Here is a 15,419-nt window from a genome sequence, read left to right as displayed (position 1 = left end):
CCCCGGTGGCGCCACTGTCACTGTCTGCTTATAGTGCCCCAAATGTTCGATGATCGTTCCGAAGAGTCCCAACCGCGTTTCATGCCGCCCAACGCACCTGTCATGGTCGTTGGATTGCGTCATGCCGTGTTTTTATCGCCCGATGGCGAGATCGAGGAACTCCCGCACGGGGCCGCGGCCAAGCGCGCGCGATCATCACGCCCCATTCTGGTCCATACCCCGGCCTGTGCAAGGCGGCTGAAATCCGATCCGTTTCCGGCCCATGACCTGCTGGAGCTTTTTGCCTTTGTCCGCCCGGCACAATTTTGCGTACCGACCCCGCGCGGCATAGCGCTTGCCACCGGCCAGAAACCGGCCGATGACCTGATTGGTCAGGCAGAGGCATTGGCAGAAGCCATGAAACGGCTTTTGCAGGAACTGGCCACCCTTCATCGCAACAAACGTGGGCCAGCACTTTCGGTTGCATGGCCGATGGCGCGCGGCCACTGGCCGTGGGGTGTTTCGGTTCTGGCGGCCCTTGGGGCGGATGGCGATGGCCCGCATCGTTATGCGGTATATGAAGGCCTGAAAGTCTGGAAAAAGCTTGGCGAATGGGCCGAACATGCCCCGCCGCCGCCGCCTGCCAACTACCCGGTTGATCCCAAGGATGCCCGTAAACGCCTCAAGGAACTTCTGGGCGAAGGCGCGGAAGAACGCCCGCAACAGGCCGATTATGCGTCATCGGTTTGCTCCGCCTTTGGCCCGCGTTTGCATGACGGTGCGCCAAACATTGTTTTGGCCGAGGCCGGAACGGGGACCGGCAAGACACTGGGGTATGTCGCCCCGGCCTCGCTTTGGGCCCAGAAGAATGACGGTGCGGTGTGGATTTCGACCTATACCCGTAACCTGCAACGCCAGATCGATCAGGAACTTGATCGCCTGTATAACGACCCCAAGGACAAGCGCCTGAAGGCCGTGGTGCGCAAGGGACGGGAAAACTATTTCTGCCTGCTGAATTTCGAGGAAGCCCAACGCCCGCTTAATCAACAACCGCATCAGGCAACGCCACTTGGCCTGATTGCGCGGTGGGCGTCGCATACCCGTGATGGAGATATGGTCGGCGGTGATTTCCCGGCCTGGCTGACCGAATTGCTCGGCAACCGGTTCACCGGCGCATTGGCCGATCAGCGCGGCGAATGCATCTATGCCGCCTGCCCGCATTATTCGAAATGCTTTGTCGAAAAGACCGTGCGGCGCGCCCGCTCGGCCGAGATCGTGGTGGCCAACCATGCGCTTGTCATGGTGCAGGCGGCCCTGGGCGGTCTTGATGATGCCTCCATGCCGACACGTTATGTGTTTGACGAAGGCCATCATCTTTTTGATGCGGCTGATAAGGCATTTTCATCGCACCTGACCGGGATGGAGGGGCAGGAACTCCGTCGTTGGCTTCTGGGCGCAGAGCAAAAGGGATCATCGCGCGCACGCGGCCTGAAACAGCGCCTTGAAACGCTTATTCTGGACCGCGACGAACTGCGTGATGCCGTCAATGCCGTGATTGTCGCGGCCCAATGCCTGCCCGAACAGGGTTGGCTATCGCGCATTCATGATGGATCACAACATGCCAAGGGCCCGGCGGAGGTCTTTTTGGCCCATGTCCGGGCACAGGTGATGGCACGCTCCGCCGAGGGGGATCGGGGATATTCGATCGAAACCGATTGCAAACCGGCCTTGAACGAGGTTCTGGCCAGTGCCGCCGATCTCGATCGCGCGCTGGAGGCCATGGAAAAACCGGCCAAATCGCTGATCAAGATCATCGCCCATATGTTGGACGAAAAGGCTGACGAGCTCGACAGTGCCGAACGCCAGCGCCTTGATGCCGCCATCAGATCGCTTGAACGCCGTGCGATCATGCAGGTTGGTGCGTGGCGTGAAATGCTGGCGTCATTGGTCGAGGAAACACCGAAAACCTTTGTCGACTGGTTTGCGATTGAACGCCAGTTTGGCCGCGATTTTGATGTCGGCATGCATCGCCATTACCTTGACCCGACCATCCCACTGACCACATCGCTTGCCCCCACCGCGCACGGCATGGTGGTGACATCCGCGACCCTGCGGGATGGCACAGGCGACGAAGAATTCGACTGGGCCGTGGCCGAGGATCGTACGGGGGCCGCGCACATGCCGCTTCCAGCCATCCGGGCGGCAATGAAAAGCCCGTATAACTACCGCGAACAAACCCGCGTCTTTATCGTCAATGACCTTGGCCGGGATAACCCGGACCATGTTGCCGCGGCCTATCGCGAACTGTTTTTGGCATCCGGCGGTGGCGCACTTGGCCTGTTTACCGCGATCAACCGGCTGCGGGCGGTGTATGAGCGCCTGACCGGGCCGATGGATGAAGCGGGTCTGCAACTTCTGGCCCAGCATATTGATGGCATGGATGTCTCGACGCTGATTGACATTTTCCGGGTGGAGCGCGATGCCTGCCTGCTCGGCACCGATGCGGTGCGTGACGGGGTGGATGTGCCGGGTGATTCCTTGCGCCTGATCGTCTTTGACCGCGTGCCATGGCCCCGGCCCGATATCCTGCATCGCGCACGAAAATCGGCGTTCCACGGTGCGCGCTATGACGACATGCTGACACGATTGCGCATGAAGCAGGCCTTTGGCCGCCTGGTGCGGCGCGCCGAAGATCGCGGTGTGTTTGTGTTGCTTGATAACCGCATGCCATCAAGGCTTCTCGGTGCCTTCCCCGAAGATGTCGAGGTCCAGCGTGTTGGTCTCCGCGAAGCGATTGAACAGACACGAAGCTTCCTTGGCAACGACCGGGATAGCAAAGAAGGTTAATCGGTTTCTTTGGCCTCAATTGTGACGGCGGAAAGGACATACCATGCATGTCATGCTGATGACCTATGGGACACGCGGCGATGTGCAGCCCTTTGTCGCGCTTGGCCGTGGGCTGATCCAAAAGGGGCATCGGGTCACCGTTGCCGCGCCGGAACGCTTTGCAGGTTTTGTCACCGATCATGATCTTGAATTTGCAGCCCTTACCGATGCGCTGATTGCGCTTATGGATGATCCGCAATTTGCCCATGCGTTTGATCCGAAGGTATCGGCCTTGGGAAAACTGAGGTCGTTGTTTGCCATCAGCAAAAAGGCACGCAGTCTTCAGGAAACGCTGCTTGATGATATTTTCCGCGCCATTGATCAGGCCAAGCCCGACGTCATTGTGTTTCACCCGAAAACCTTTGGCGCACTGCCAATTGGCAGGCATTTCGGCATCCCGGTTGTGATGGCACAACTGATCCCGTCCTTCATCCCGACCGGCGATTATCCGCATATGGGCGTTCCCGATCTTGGCCCAAGCGGGCCCTTGGGTAGCTGGTATAATCGCGTGACCGGCAAGTTGATCTATAGGCTGTTGAACGCAACGCTGCGTCGCCAAGTTCAAAGATGGGCTGCACGACGTCAAAACGGGATCAATACCAAGGGACTGGATATCCTTCAGTCTTGTAAATCCGGCACGCTGCCCATCATCCACGCCTTTAGCAATGCCGTGATCAATCGCCCCAAAGACTGGCCGAAGCACGCAACTGTCACCGGATACTGGTTCCTTGATACGGCTTCGCAAACAAACCCACCCGATCCGGCATTACAAAACTTCGTCGAAAGTCACAAAAATCTGATCTATATCGGGTTTGGATCAATGCACGGCAATGACCCGACCACGATGGCAGAGATGATTGCCGAGGCGGGATCGCAGGCCGATGTTAGCGCTATCGTTGCCACCGGCTGGGGTGGCATGGATAACATTGACTGGCCCGCCAACATCCTTGCGGTGCGCGAGGTTCCCCATGACTGGCTGTTCCCCAAGGTCGATATCGCCATTCATCATGGCGGGGCTGGCACCTGTGCGGCAGCCCTGCGCGCCGGTCGTCCATCCATCATCATTCCGTTTTTCGGTGATCAGCCTTTCTGGGCAAAATGCCTGCACAGGCTTGGCGTTGCGCCACGCCCGATCAAGCCCGCGAAACTTGATACCGCGATGCTGGCCAGTCGGATCAAAACGGTTCTTGAAACGCCATCCTATCGCAATAACGCCGAACGCGTCGCAAGCAAGATCGCCGCTGAAGACGGCATCGCGAATGCCATTGCCGAAATCACGCGCGCGACTGAGCAATCTGACCTTCCCAAAACTGGAAGCCTTTGACACATCCCGGTGAAGGGCATAAACACGATCCAGACAAAGCTTGATGGATCGCAACACGTGCAACGCAAACACCAGATCAGTCTGATGTTCAGACAGGGCCTTTCGGCACTGGTGGCTGTGGTGTTCCTTGCCAATACCATCATGTTCGGCTTCATGCATATTCCCATGGCAAAGGCCAACGGGGCATCGCTGGCCTCTGTGATGGATGGGGTGGTGCGCATTCCGATTGTCATTTGCACCGGATCCACTTTCAAAACCGTTCTGGTGCGGGCCGATGGGTTGCCCGATGAACCGGGCCAGAACGCAGACGCGCCGGATGGCTTTGAATGTGCGCTGTGCGGTTTGGGTAATTATGCCTTTGGCATGCCGGTTACGCCAGAGCTCCCCAAACTTGAAGCAATCGAACTAAGCAACGCAGTTGCTGCCCTTCACATTACCGCGCGCAAGCATGTTTTCTGTGCGCTTGCGCCATCGCCGCGCGCCCCGCCTGCTGTTTCTTGACCATTTGCCTTAGCACGCCTGAAAACCCGCAAGTTCCATGACAGGATAATTGCGTGTTCAGGTCTGCTTTTCCCCAAAACTACCTGTGCCCTTGTCGTGCCAACACACCGTCGCACGCCTTGCGCACATGCATGGACAAGAAACATGACTGAAACTTCCAAAACCCCGGCATCACAGGGCAATACAAGCCTGTATCGCGCTGTCTGGCGCTGGCATTTTTATGCGGGCCTTCTGATCCTGCCCTTCATGATCCTGATGGCGATCACAGGGGCGGCTTACGTCTATCGCGATGAAATCGATGACTGGTATCACGCCGACCTTAAATTTATTGAGGCATCGGGCCAAGCGCCCCTGCCGATAAGCCAACAGATTGACGCGGCCGTTCTTGCCGTTCCGGGCAGTGCGGCCAAGGTGATGCCCCCGGCAAGTTCGGACCGCAGCAGCGAAATCGTGATTGCCACTGAGGCCGGCGGGCGCGAGGCGGTTTACGTTAATCCTTATACCGGTGACGTTCTGGGTCATATGCCAGACGGCACCACGATCATGTGGGTGGTCCGTCGCATTCACAGCCTTGCCGAATTTGGCACCATCCCGAATTACATCATTGAAATTGCATCGGGCTGGGCGATCCTTCTGGTTCTGACCGGGATGTATTTGTGGTGGCCGCGCGGCAGTCAGAAAGGCGGAATTGTCAGCCTGCGCGAAACACCCAAACGCCGCATCTGGTGGCGTGATGCCCATTCAGTCACCGGCATCTTCATTGGTGTTTTCATTATCTTCATGGCCGGAACCGGTATGTTCTGGTCAGTGTTCTGGGGCAAATATGCCAACCAGTTTGCCAATGGCACGCCCAATGGATATCCCTCCGGCGTGCGGGTCGATGTGCCGCTTTCGACCATTCCGATGATCAATGCCTTTGGCGACGTAAGTTGGACCAATGAAAACATCCCCCTGCCGCAATCGGTGGATGGTGGAACCCATCCGGCCACAACGCCGAACCCCATCGGCATTGATCAGGCCGTCGCAAACTTTAACGAGATGGGTCTGACACCGGGATATGTCGTGGCCCTGCCGCGAACTGAGACCGGGGTTTATTCGGCGTCGATCTATCCCGATGACCTGTCGCTGCAACGGGTCATTCACCTTGATCAATATTCCGGAAGACCCCTGATTGATATGGGCTATGCCGATTACGGGCCGTTCGGCAAGGTCATGGAATTTGGCATCAACGTTCACATGGGCCAGGAATTTGGTATCGCCAATCAGATCATGCTGTTGGTGATCTGTGCCCTGATCATTTTCATGTCGGTATCGGCTGGTGTGATGTGGTGGAAACGCCGCCCAGCCGGTGCCCTTGGCGTCCCGCCCATGCCGCGTGACACAAGCAAGCTGAAATTGGTCACCGCCATCCTTGCCATCGGCGGCATCATTTATCCTACTGTCGGCGCATCGATGATCGTGATCTTGCTTCTGGATTATTTGCTAGTCGCCCGCCCACAACGCAAATTGCGCACGGCATAACCCCTGTCATCTCATCGCGGTCCGGATTATGTTCGGGCCGCGACTGGCCTAACTTCTATTCCTCGACAATATCCGCATCAATTTCATGCCTGATCGCCAGTCTGAGCGCATTGAGGATGGCGATGATATCAATGCCTTCCTGCAACAGCGCGCCCGCCACCGGGGTGATATAGCCCGCTGCGGCAAACCCCATGGCGACGATGGACAACACCATTCCGCCAATCACACTTTGCAAAAGGATGCGACGCATCGCCATGCTGATGTGAAGAAGCTCGTCGACGGTCACCAACGACGCCTCGGGGATCACGGCCCCGGCGGCATCGGCTGTCACCGCACTTTCCTTGCCAAAGGCGATACCAACGGTGGCAACGGCCAGTGCCGGGGCATCGTTGATGCCATCGCCCATGAACAATGTCGGGGCCTTGGCTGTTTCTGCGCGAACGATCGCGACTTTCTGTTCCGGGCTTTGCGATGCCAAACTTTCGGAAATACCCAGCAGTTCGGAAAGGTAGCTGACCTCGCTTTCGCGGTCGCCTGACAGCAACATCACCTTTTTGAAATGATGGATATCACCCAGATGACCGACGAAGCTTTCGCCTTCGGCGCGCGGCGTATCGCGGAAGCGGAACGTCGCGCCATATTTACCATCAACCAGCACCACGCATTCAAGCCCGGCGGCGGTATCGGGCAGAAGGGCTGCGATCTCGGGGTCGGATTTCATCAGCTTGTTGCGGTGGGTCACCGCAACTTCATGGCCATCGACCTGCCCGCTTAAGCCCTGCCCCGGTTTTTCCGAGGCATGATTAACTTCATCAAGCGGCAGCTTGCGATCCCGCGCGGCGTTCAAAACCGCCGAGGCCAGCGGATGCTTGGAATAACGTTCAAGGCTGGCCGCCAGTCGCAAGACAAGATTGCCGTCCATGTCTGGCCCGGCCAGCACCTCCACCAGTTCGGGTCGGCCATAGGTCAGCGTACCGGTCTTATCGAAAATCGCGGTTTGGCAGGTTGGCAAGCGTTCCAGAACGGTCGGGTCGCGGATGACAATGCCGCGCCGGGCGGCAATTGAAATCGCACTCATCACCGTGATCGGAATGGCAATCAAAAGCGGACAGGGTGTCGCCACCACAAGGACGGCCAGAAAGCGCGATGAATCGTTGCTCAGATACCCGACCAAGATAGCAAACAAAAGTGCTGCCGGGGCAAACCACGCACCGATCTGATCACCAAGACGGCGAATGCGCGGACGTTTTTGTTCGGCCTCGGCCATGACATCCATGATCTGGGCATAACGGGAATCCCGCGCGCGCTTTTCCGCCCGGATGATCAGCACCGCCTCGCCATTGATCGCACCCGACAGCACATTGGTGCCCGGTGCCTTGGCAACGACATAGGGCTCCCCGGTCAGGTAGCTTTCATCCATGCTGCCATGGCCATCAACAACGATGCCATCGGCGGGGGCAGTTTCATGCGGGAAGACCGCGATCAGATCGCCAATGTCGATTTCATCAATTGCGATATCAGTGATCTCGCCATCGGAGGATTTGCGATGCGCGACACTTGGCATGCGCTTGGCCAGGGCATTAAGGGCCGAGGACGCCTTGCGCATGGCAAAGCCTTCAAGAACCTGCCCGCCGGTCAGCATCAATATGATCAGGCTGGCTGCAAGATATTCCGCCAGCACCACGCCGGTAACAAAGGCAATGGCAGCCAGGAAATCAGCCCCCATTTCACGCCGCAAAAGCTTGATTGCAAGCTGCGCCAAAATGGGGATGCCACCCACCACAAACAAAACCAAAAGCGGCAGGTCTGCGGTGCGTTGCCCAAGCATCCTCTCGGGCAGACCAAACGCCGCGGGAAACATCAGGATAAAATGCCCAGCCATGGCAAGCAGGGTAATAATCAGAATGGCGCGGTTAAGGGACGGGGCGGACAAGGCATCATCACACCGTTCAAGAACACCAACTGGTGCCGTGTTTGCCATGCCTTACCCCTTATATGTTTATGGTTTTCAAGCCTGCGAAACCTTGCCCATCGCCATCGATACCATCAGATAACTGAAACCCGACGACAACAGATTGATGCCAATCAACAAACCAATCGCCCAGGTCGCGGAGCTTGGCAGTTCGGCAAAGATCAGGACACCGGCCAGAACCGAAATCCCGCCAGAAACCAGCATCCATTTCCAACCGGGAAACTGTTTGAGCCACAACGCCATCAGGGTTTCAAAAATCCCGTGCAGCAAAAAGGCAATCGCCAGCAACACGGTCAATGTCACAATGCCGCCTTCTGGCATGAAGGCCAGCCAGCCGCCAATCAGGGCAAAGACAATCCCCTGCACGACATCAAGGCTGCGCCGTGTCGGGGTATCGGCATTCCAGGCCCCGTAAAAATGACCAAGCGCCCCAAACAGGAACAGCCAGCCAATCACGGTCTTGAAGGCAATTGTCGTGACAAAGGGAAAGGCCACCGCCAGTACGCCAAGGATCAGCATCACCACGCCGACGTTGCGCAGCCGTTTGCGCCCCTTTTCCAAAAGGCCACGCATTTCCGGCGTTCCGTCATTAACGATCAAGGTCATGGTAGGGTGCTCCTGACTGCTGTGGATCGCGGCAATATCAACCTGAAATTGCTGCAAATTATAGCCCATCTAACGCCTGTCGAATAGGACAAGTTCCCAAGGCGCTGATCTTAGTCGCAGGCCTTCGCCGCCGTGATCAAGCGTTCTGCGACCGCACGCACCGCCGGGCGCTGGTCATAGGCCGGCTGCACCAAAAACGTCGCAAGCGGGCTTCGAACCGGTGCGAAAGGCAGCATGATCAGGTCGTGATTTCCAGTTGCCATGCGCGCAAACGGCAAGCGCGCCAAAATCACACCAAGCCCGGCATCCGCCGCAGACAGCCCGACACTGTAATCCTCGAAGCGGCGATCCGACGGCTTGGGCTTATACTTGACCCCATGCTCGGCCAACCAATGCCGCCAGCCGGTGGCGTCGCTGTCATTTAAAAGCGGTAAACTTGCAATCGCCTCCGCATCAAGGCTGTGCGGATCGCGCCCATCCAGAAGCTTGGGCGAAATCAGCGGCACCAGATCGTCGGAAAACAACAAGCTTGATTTGGTGCCCGGCCATTGTCCCTTGCCACAGCGAATGGCGATGTCGGTCTGCCCGCCATCGAAATCGGCCAGCCGTTCGGTAATTTCAAGTTCAAGCCGCACATTCAGATCACGCTCGATCTCGGGCACAAGCTTAAGAAACCAGATCCGGGCATAGGATGGCAGCAAACTTATTTTGATGACATCCAGTCCACGGCGTTGCCGCCATGGCTGCGCGCCTTGTGACAAAAGATCAATCGCCGCCTGTGTTTCGCGCAAAAACCGTTGCCCATCAGGCGTCGGGCGCACCCCGCGGCCATAACGTTCAAACAAATCATAGCCAAGCCATTGTTCGACCTGTGCAACATGGCGACTGATCACACTATGTGTCACACCCATTTCACTGGCGGCGGCCGAAAAGGACCCGTTGCGCGCCGCGGCCATCACGGCGGGTAACAGCGCAAGAGGCGGAAGGGAAAGGTCATTGCTGTGCACCATATGCACATCTGATCCCCAAGCTATGTTCTATGTCAACACTCATGATCGCGATATCAGCAAGACAGAAGACAAATTCATTCGCACAGAACGAGGGGAATGCTGATGTTCTCACAAGCCACTTTGGGCCTTGCCTGCGCCCTGATTACGGTTCTGTCCTGGGCGGCGGCCTTTCCGTTGATCGGGGTTGCGCTTTCGGGGCTTGATCCCCTGCCCCTTGCTGCGGTGCGTTTCACACTGGCGGCCTGCCCGGCTGTGATCTGGCTTGCGATCAAACGCCCGGACATGCCCACGCTGGTTGATCTTGCACGGCTTGGATTGGGCGGCGCACTTGGCATCAGCATCTATAACTGGTTGCTTAATACCGGGCAGCAAACGGTATCACCGGGGGCGGCAAGCTTTATCATCAACACATTGCCGATCTGGACGGCGATGCTGGCCACTGTCTTTTTGCGCGACCGGTTCGGGATTGGTGCCTGGATTGCCACGGCGGTGAGTTTTTCCGGTGTGGTCCTGATCGCTGTTGGTCAGCCGGGCCCGATGCGTTTTGGCAATGGCAGTTCGCTGATCCTTCTGGCATCCATGTTATCGGCCACCTATTTCGTTCTGGTGCGTGGGGTGATCGCGCGATATGGCCCGGCCACCTGCACCTGCTGGACGCTGATCACGGGCGCGCTGTGGCTAACCCCGTGGTTGCCCGACGGGGTGGCGCAAATCAGTGTGGCTTCGGTTTCGGTGATTTCGGCGGTGTTGTTCCTTGGTCTTGTTTCCGCATCCCTTGGCTATGCCACCTGGAGCATCGCAATCGGCCATTTTGGCCCGGCATCAGCGGCGAACTTTTTGTATCTGGTGCCACCCATCGCCGTGGTGCTGGCATGGACTCTAAGCGGTATTACACCCGATATCCTGACCCTGATTGGCGGCGCGGTCGCGATAACCGGTGTGGTTATGTTGCGCATTTCCATGGCAAGATCGGGCCGCAGGGCAACAGCGTAACCAAGGGTGTGCCGGGCCTGGCCCGGCATATCAGAACGATTATAAAGAAAAACTGATAACTGGTTCACAATTCGATGCTTTGACATGGGGGTTTCAAGGGTCTATCAAATTCCTGACCTTATCCAATCTGGATGGAAACCCGTGTATTTCACACCGCTCAACAGCTTGGTTGCACGACGCACCCTGTCACTTTGTGTGGCGTGGCTGTTGCTGGTCAACGCGCTGTTTTTCGGGTTCATGCACGCGCCTGTCGCCCTTGAAACAGTGCCGACGTCGAACACGGAAGTTTCCCAGACCTATGTCCCGCTGATTATCTGTACCGCAAATGGCATCAAAACCATTTCGGTGCCGGCCGACCTTGCCGCAGATCGCACTGCCAATCCGCACAGTTCCGACGCCTTTGATGGCTTCCAGTGCGCCAGTTGCGGCCTTGGCAACCATGTGGTCGGCATGCCGGTTGAACCTGAATTGCCACTGATCCATCGGATCCGACTGTCTAATCAGGTCACCGCCCTTCACATTACGGCACGTCTGCACGATTTCTGCCCGATTGCCGCATCTCCGCGCGCACCGCCGGTCGCCATCTGACCGGATTTCCAAGCACTGTCTTTCAGGGCCTTGTTGGCGGTTTTACGCCACAACTGTATCTGACGGACGTGGTTCTATCCGATCAACATCCCATACCAGCCGGTAAAACCGGCAACTTCCGGGACATCCCGGTTCACAGACTGGTGTCGATACGCGACGGCATTGCCGCGTATCCGTAAGTTTGCCAATGGGAGAACCCCATGAACAAAGACGACGCCTTGCTTGTATTGGAAAAACTTGCCGAACCCGCCGTTTTGACTTTGCCATCCGATGCCAGCATCGGACATCACAGCCAGGACCACACTTATGTCTACATTGTGCAGTCCGGACTGGCGCTGCGCTGCAAATACACCGAACAGGGGGAAAGACAGGTCTGCCGGGTTTATCGCCCCGGCGATCCGATCGGCCTTGAAATGCTGGCGGTGACCGACCCGTCGCTGGTGATTGAAACCATCGCACCGTCGGTGATTAAACGCATCCCGATCCAGCGGATCCGTCTTGCCCAGCAAAATGACACCCGCACGCAATCGGCTGTAACATCGCTTCTGGCAAGTGAGGTCATGGATGGTCAGCAGCTTAAGATCAGTTTTGGCACCGGTTCGGCCATGCGCCGCATTTGCCGGTTCCTGTTGTGGTCTGCCCATAATGATCTGGTTTCACTGCCCAACCGGGAAAAGCTTGGCAATATCGTTGCGACCACGACCGAAACCGCCAGTCGCATGATCGCCAATCTGAGGCGTGAGGGCGCAATCATCCGCAACCCGCGCATGCCATCAACCATGCGGATTGATCGCGACAAGCTGTGCAAGGTCGCAGGCGACCCGCAACAACAATCCGCGGCATAATTGGCCGTCACGATCATCAAACAACAAACGCACCGGGCTACCGTTCCGGTGCGTTTTCTTTTGGATCAACACTAATGCTGATTATGAACCAGGCTGGGCAACCGGGAAACGCGCGGGCGAGGTCAGGTTGGCCTTAAGCAGGCTTTCCATATCGCTGGCACTGATCGGCTTGCTGAAATAGAAGCCCTGAACTTCATCGACACCTTCGGACGCGATATGTTCAAGCTGGGTTTCGGTTTCAATGCCTTCAACATTGACCGCCATGCCAAAGGATCGCGCCAGGAACACGACTGCACGCACGATCGCGGCATTGCCATCGGAACTGTCGATATCAATGATGAAGGACCGGTCGATCTTGATCTTGTCCACCGGGAAGCGTTTGAGATAGGCCAGTGACGAATACCCCGTGCCGAAATCATCAATCGCAATACGAATGCCCTGATTTCGCAGGATGCCAAGCGTGATGGCGGCTTCGCGCGGATTGTCCATCACGGCCCCCTCGGTCACCTCGAACTGCAACTGATGGGGATCAAGTTCAGTGCGCGAAAGCACTTCACCGACACTTTCAATCAGGTCTTCGTGGCGGGCCAGTTCAAGCGGCGAAAGATTGACCGATATGGTCAATTGGCCATAGCCCGCATCGCGCCATGCCTTGGTCTGATGGCAGGCCCGGTTCAGTACCCATTTGCCAATATCGGCAATGATGCCCATGCGTTCAGCCACCGGGATAAAATCAACCGGGCTGACCTGCCCACGTGACGGGCTGAACCAGCGGACCAGCGCTTCCATGCCGATGATGCGATGACCGACGATATCAATGATCGGCTGATAGAACAGCTCCAGCTCGTCATTTTCAATCGCGTGACTCAGATCGCGTTCCATAGCCTTGCGTTCCTGAACCTCGACCTGAAGTTTCGGTTCAAAGAAGTGATAGCGATTGCGTCCCTCGGCCTTGGAACAATAAAGCGCCAAGTCTGCATTGCGCAGCAGGTCCTTTTCATCGCGACCATCTTGCGGATACATACAAATCCCGACCGAGGTCGAGGCCTGCACTTCATTGCCATCCAGCATGAAACGTTCTGAAATGCGTTCGATCAGACGCTGGGCGACAAAGGTCACTTCCTCGACCGAGCCCGGCTCGTGGATCAGAACCGCGAATTCGTCACCGCCAAGACGCGCGACCACATCCTCGTTGCGCAGGCAAACCCGCATACGTTCGCCAACCCCCTGCAAAAGCAGATCGCCAATCGGATGGCCAAGCGTGTCGTTGATGTCCTTGAAGTTATCAAGATCAAACATCATCAGGACAAAGTGGCAGCGTTCGCGTTTGCTGCGCGCAACTGCCGCCGCCAACCGTTCCTGGAACAGGGTCCGGTTCGGAAGCCCGGTCAGCCCGTCATGATGGGCAAGGAACTGAATGCGCGCTTCGCTGCGTTTGCGATCGGTGATATCGGTGATTGATCCGTCAATCAGGGTCGGACGGCCCTTCTCATCGCGGACAAGACGGGCATTTTCCTCGACCCAGATGATTTTGCCGTCTTCACGGCGCATCTCGGTTTCAAATCCCTGCACAATCCCGTCGCGCAGCAACCGGCCGATAAACCGCAACCGATTGACCGGGTTCAGATAATGAAACGCCCAGTCATGTTCCTTTGCAATCAGGCTTTCGACCGCGTCATAGCCCAGAATGGACGCAAAGGCCGGGTTGGCCGACAGGATCGGGCCAAGCGGAATGCTTTGAAACAGCCCTTCTGCCGAGTTTTCGAAAATGCCGCGGAATTTTTCCTCGGCATGGCGGAGTGCGCGTTCGACCGACAGTTTTTCTGTCACGTCCTGACCGATACAGATCACACCGGCAACGTCGCCATCCTCGCCGAAATGCGCGCGTGCATTCCACTGCAACAGGCGGGTTTCACCGTCGCGGCGCTTGAATGAAAGGACCTCATCCTTGATGATTTCGCCCGACAGCAAGCGGCGCACTGCCGTCCGAACACGCGCGCGGTCTTCTTCAACCAGCAAAAAGTCAAAGAAGTTCTGGCCTGCGGCCTCCATCCAGGAATAGCCGAACGTCCATTCGCATTCGCGGTTGTATTCCAGAATGCGTCCCTCGGCATCGAGGAACAGAATGACGCTGCCCGCCGTCTGAACCAAGGCGCGATAGCGTTCCTGACGCCGACGCAGGTCATATTCCGCCTGACGGTTCTTGGTAATATCGGTGATGGTAACGCTATAGCCTAGCAGCATACCGCCTTCGCCACGAATTTCGGTGGCATTGACCCGCACCCAGATCTGGCTGCCATCGGCCCGGCGCATTTCAATATCGCGGGCCTGGACACCCTTGCCGGATGCAAGATCACGACGCAGCTGAATGCGGTCGCTGTCGCTGGCATAAAAGGTTTCGGGATGGCGAAAATAGGCCTGGGTCACTTCGCGCACGGAATCATAATTGAACAGTGACGCGGTTTCTTCGTTCACATTGGTGATCGTGCCTTCGGCATTCAGCTCGATAATACCGTGGACAGCATGTTCAAGGGCGCGGCGATAGCTTTCCTCGCGCGTGCGTTCCTGACCAAACAGCACCAGACAACCCGAATTTTCCAGCGTGATATACTGCCACTGGAAGAACCGCTGCCCGTAATGGACGGTGCGCGGACTTTCGGTGTCAAATTGCGGACCTTCGTCACTGACCAGCGGGCGCTGGTCGCCTGGATGCATCAGATCAAGCGGCGATGCCATGCCCATTTCAAGGGCAAGCTGCTCTGCCGCGCAATTGGTGCTGCGCAGGCGACCGTTGGTTTCCACCAGCAAAACCGGTTGCGGTGAAATCAGCGATCCGATGCCCGATGAAACGGTGGCTTCAATGGTTGTAAAGCGGATATAGGTGCGCCGACCGATGCTCAGCTTCCAGCCGAACAACACACATGCAGAGTCCCGGAACCCACATTCGATATAATGGTAGCCGCCAATATCAAGAAGCCGCCCCGAAAGCTCGGCAAGCGGTTTCGACAGACCTTCAACTGCGTCCGGAGAAACCCATGCGCCGACCTGGACACTCTCGTCATAGGCTTCGCGCCATGCTGAATTTACGAGCAATCGTCCTTCGTCTGGATCATATGCTCCAGACGGCAAACACAGGTGGCTGATCAACGCCGTCAACATACCGACGGAATCGATTGCGTTGATGTCTCCCATAG

At 57.1% G+C, this 15,419-nt stretch carries 11 protein-coding genes; 7 read left to right on the top strand and 4 right to left on the bottom strand.

Annotated features, from left to right (window positions below; all coding sequences use genetic code 11):
- Positions 1-42: 42 nt before the first annotated feature.
- From AUQ41_RS08320 to AUQ41_RS08305, 4 genes are all read left to right on the top strand, one after another.
- A complete protein-coding gene (locus tag AUQ41_RS08320) occupies positions 43-2,826 on the top strand; it encodes an ATP-dependent DNA helicase (RefSeq protein ID WP_063087738.1) in 2,784 nt (927 codons plus the stop codon).
- A 43-nt stretch (positions 2,827-2,869) separates the two neighbouring features.
- Complete coding sequence (locus AUQ41_RS08315) at positions 2,870-4,189, top strand: glycosyltransferase (protein ID WP_063087736.1); 1,320 nt, start codon at positions 2,870-2,872, stop codon at positions 4,187-4,189.
- A 57-nt stretch (positions 4,190-4,246) separates the two neighbouring features.
- Positions 4,247-4,690, top strand: a complete 444-nt coding sequence (locus AUQ41_RS08310; protein WP_008890253.1) for a DUF2946 domain-containing protein — start codon at positions 4,247-4,249, stop codon at positions 4,688-4,690.
- Between the two features lie 144 nt (positions 4,691-4,834).
- Positions 4,835-6,211 carry a PepSY domain-containing protein gene (locus AUQ41_RS08305; protein ID WP_063087734.1) on the top strand — a complete coding sequence of 459 codons (1,377 nt, stop codon included), beginning with the start codon at positions 4,835-4,837 and terminating at the stop codon, positions 6,209-6,211.
- 55 nt (positions 6,212-6,266) lie between these two features.
- Here AUQ41_RS08305 and AUQ41_RS08300 read toward each other — a convergent pair whose 3' ends face one another.
- The 3 genes from AUQ41_RS08300 to AUQ41_RS08290 form a co-directional block, all read right to left on the bottom strand.
- Positions 6,267-8,192 (bottom strand): heavy metal translocating P-type ATPase, encoded by a 1,926-nt coding sequence (locus AUQ41_RS08300; RefSeq protein WP_083952811.1) that lies wholly within the window; start codon positions 8,190-8,192, stop codon positions 6,267-6,269.
- Between the two features lie 27 nt (positions 8,193-8,219).
- Positions 8,220-8,789, bottom strand: coding sequence for an HdeD family acid-resistance protein (locus tag AUQ41_RS08295; RefSeq protein WP_040823471.1), 570 nt, complete (start codon positions 8,787-8,789; stop codon positions 8,220-8,222).
- A gap of 110 nt (positions 8,790-8,899) precedes the next feature.
- The gene (locus tag AUQ41_RS08290; RefSeq protein WP_063087732.1) at positions 8,900-9,799 is read right to left on the bottom strand and encodes a LysR substrate-binding domain-containing protein; all 900 of its coding nucleotides are present in this window, start codon (positions 9,797-9,799) and stop codon (positions 8,900-8,902) included.
- Between the two features lie 102 nt (positions 9,800-9,901).
- Between AUQ41_RS08290 and AUQ41_RS08285 the strand changes: the two genes are divergently transcribed.
- From AUQ41_RS08285 to AUQ41_RS08275, 3 genes are all read left to right on the top strand, one after another.
- Positions 9,902-10,792: a DMT family transporter gene (locus AUQ41_RS08285; RefSeq protein WP_063088032.1), complete on the top strand. Its 891-nt coding sequence runs from the start codon at positions 9,902-9,904 to the stop codon at positions 10,790-10,792.
- Between the two features lie 141 nt (positions 10,793-10,933).
- Positions 10,934-11,380, top strand: a complete 447-nt coding sequence (locus tag AUQ41_RS08280) for a DUF2946 family protein (protein WP_008890257.1) — start codon at positions 10,934-10,936, stop codon at positions 11,378-11,380.
- A gap of 200 nt (positions 11,381-11,580) precedes the next feature.
- Positions 11,581-12,225 (top strand): Crp/Fnr family transcriptional regulator, encoded by a 645-nt coding sequence (locus tag AUQ41_RS08275; protein WP_063087730.1) that lies wholly within the window; start codon positions 11,581-11,583, stop codon positions 12,223-12,225.
- Positions 12,226-12,306: 81 nt separating this feature from the next.
- Here the strand turns inward: AUQ41_RS08275 and AUQ41_RS08270 are convergent, their stop codons facing one another.
- The gene (locus AUQ41_RS08270; protein ID WP_232308336.1) at positions 12,307-15,318 is read right to left on the bottom strand and encodes an EAL domain-containing protein; all 3,012 of its coding nucleotides are present in this window, start codon (positions 15,316-15,318) and stop codon (positions 12,307-12,309) included.
- Positions 15,319-15,419 lie beyond the last annotated feature (101 nt).

Source organism: Thalassospira sp. MCCC 1A02898, assembly GCF_001618185.1.
Taxonomy (GTDB): domain Bacteria; phylum Pseudomonadota; class Alphaproteobacteria; order Rhodospirillales; family Thalassospiraceae; genus Thalassospira; species Thalassospira tepidiphila.
Note: the sequence above shows the minus strand (reverse complement) of the source record. Positions and strands in the feature narration are given on the sequence as shown.

Excerpts from the sequence above, each read along its gene's own strand:
- AUQ41_RS08275 (WP_063087730.1), top strand. The coding sequence starts at position 11,581 with ATGAACAAAGACGACGCCTTGCTTGTATTGGAAAAACTTGCCGAACCC.
- AUQ41_RS08295 (WP_040823471.1), bottom strand. The coding sequence starts at position 8,789 with ATGACCTTGATCGTTAATGACGGAACGCCGGAAATGCGTGGCCTTTTG.
- AUQ41_RS08305 (WP_063087734.1), top strand. The coding sequence starts at position 4,835 with ATGACTGAAACTTCCAAAACCCCGGCATCACAGGGCAATACAAGCCTG.
- AUQ41_RS08320 (WP_063087738.1), top strand. The coding sequence starts at position 43 with ATGTTCGATGATCGTTCCGAAGAGTCCCAACCGCGTTTCATGCCGCCC.
- AUQ41_RS08315 (WP_063087736.1), top strand. The coding sequence starts at position 2,870 with ATGCATGTCATGCTGATGACCTATGGGACACGCGGCGATGTGCAGCCC.
- AUQ41_RS08290 (WP_063087732.1), bottom strand. The coding sequence starts at position 9,799 with ATGGTGCACAGCAATGACCTTTCCCTTCCGCCTCTTGCGCTGTTACCC.
- AUQ41_RS08300 (WP_083952811.1), bottom strand. The coding sequence starts at position 8,192 with ATGGCAAACACGGCACCAGTTGGTGTTCTTGAACGGTGTGATGATGCC.
- AUQ41_RS08285 (WP_063088032.1), top strand. The coding sequence starts at position 9,902 with ATGTTCTCACAAGCCACTTTGGGCCTTGCCTGCGCCCTGATTACGGTT.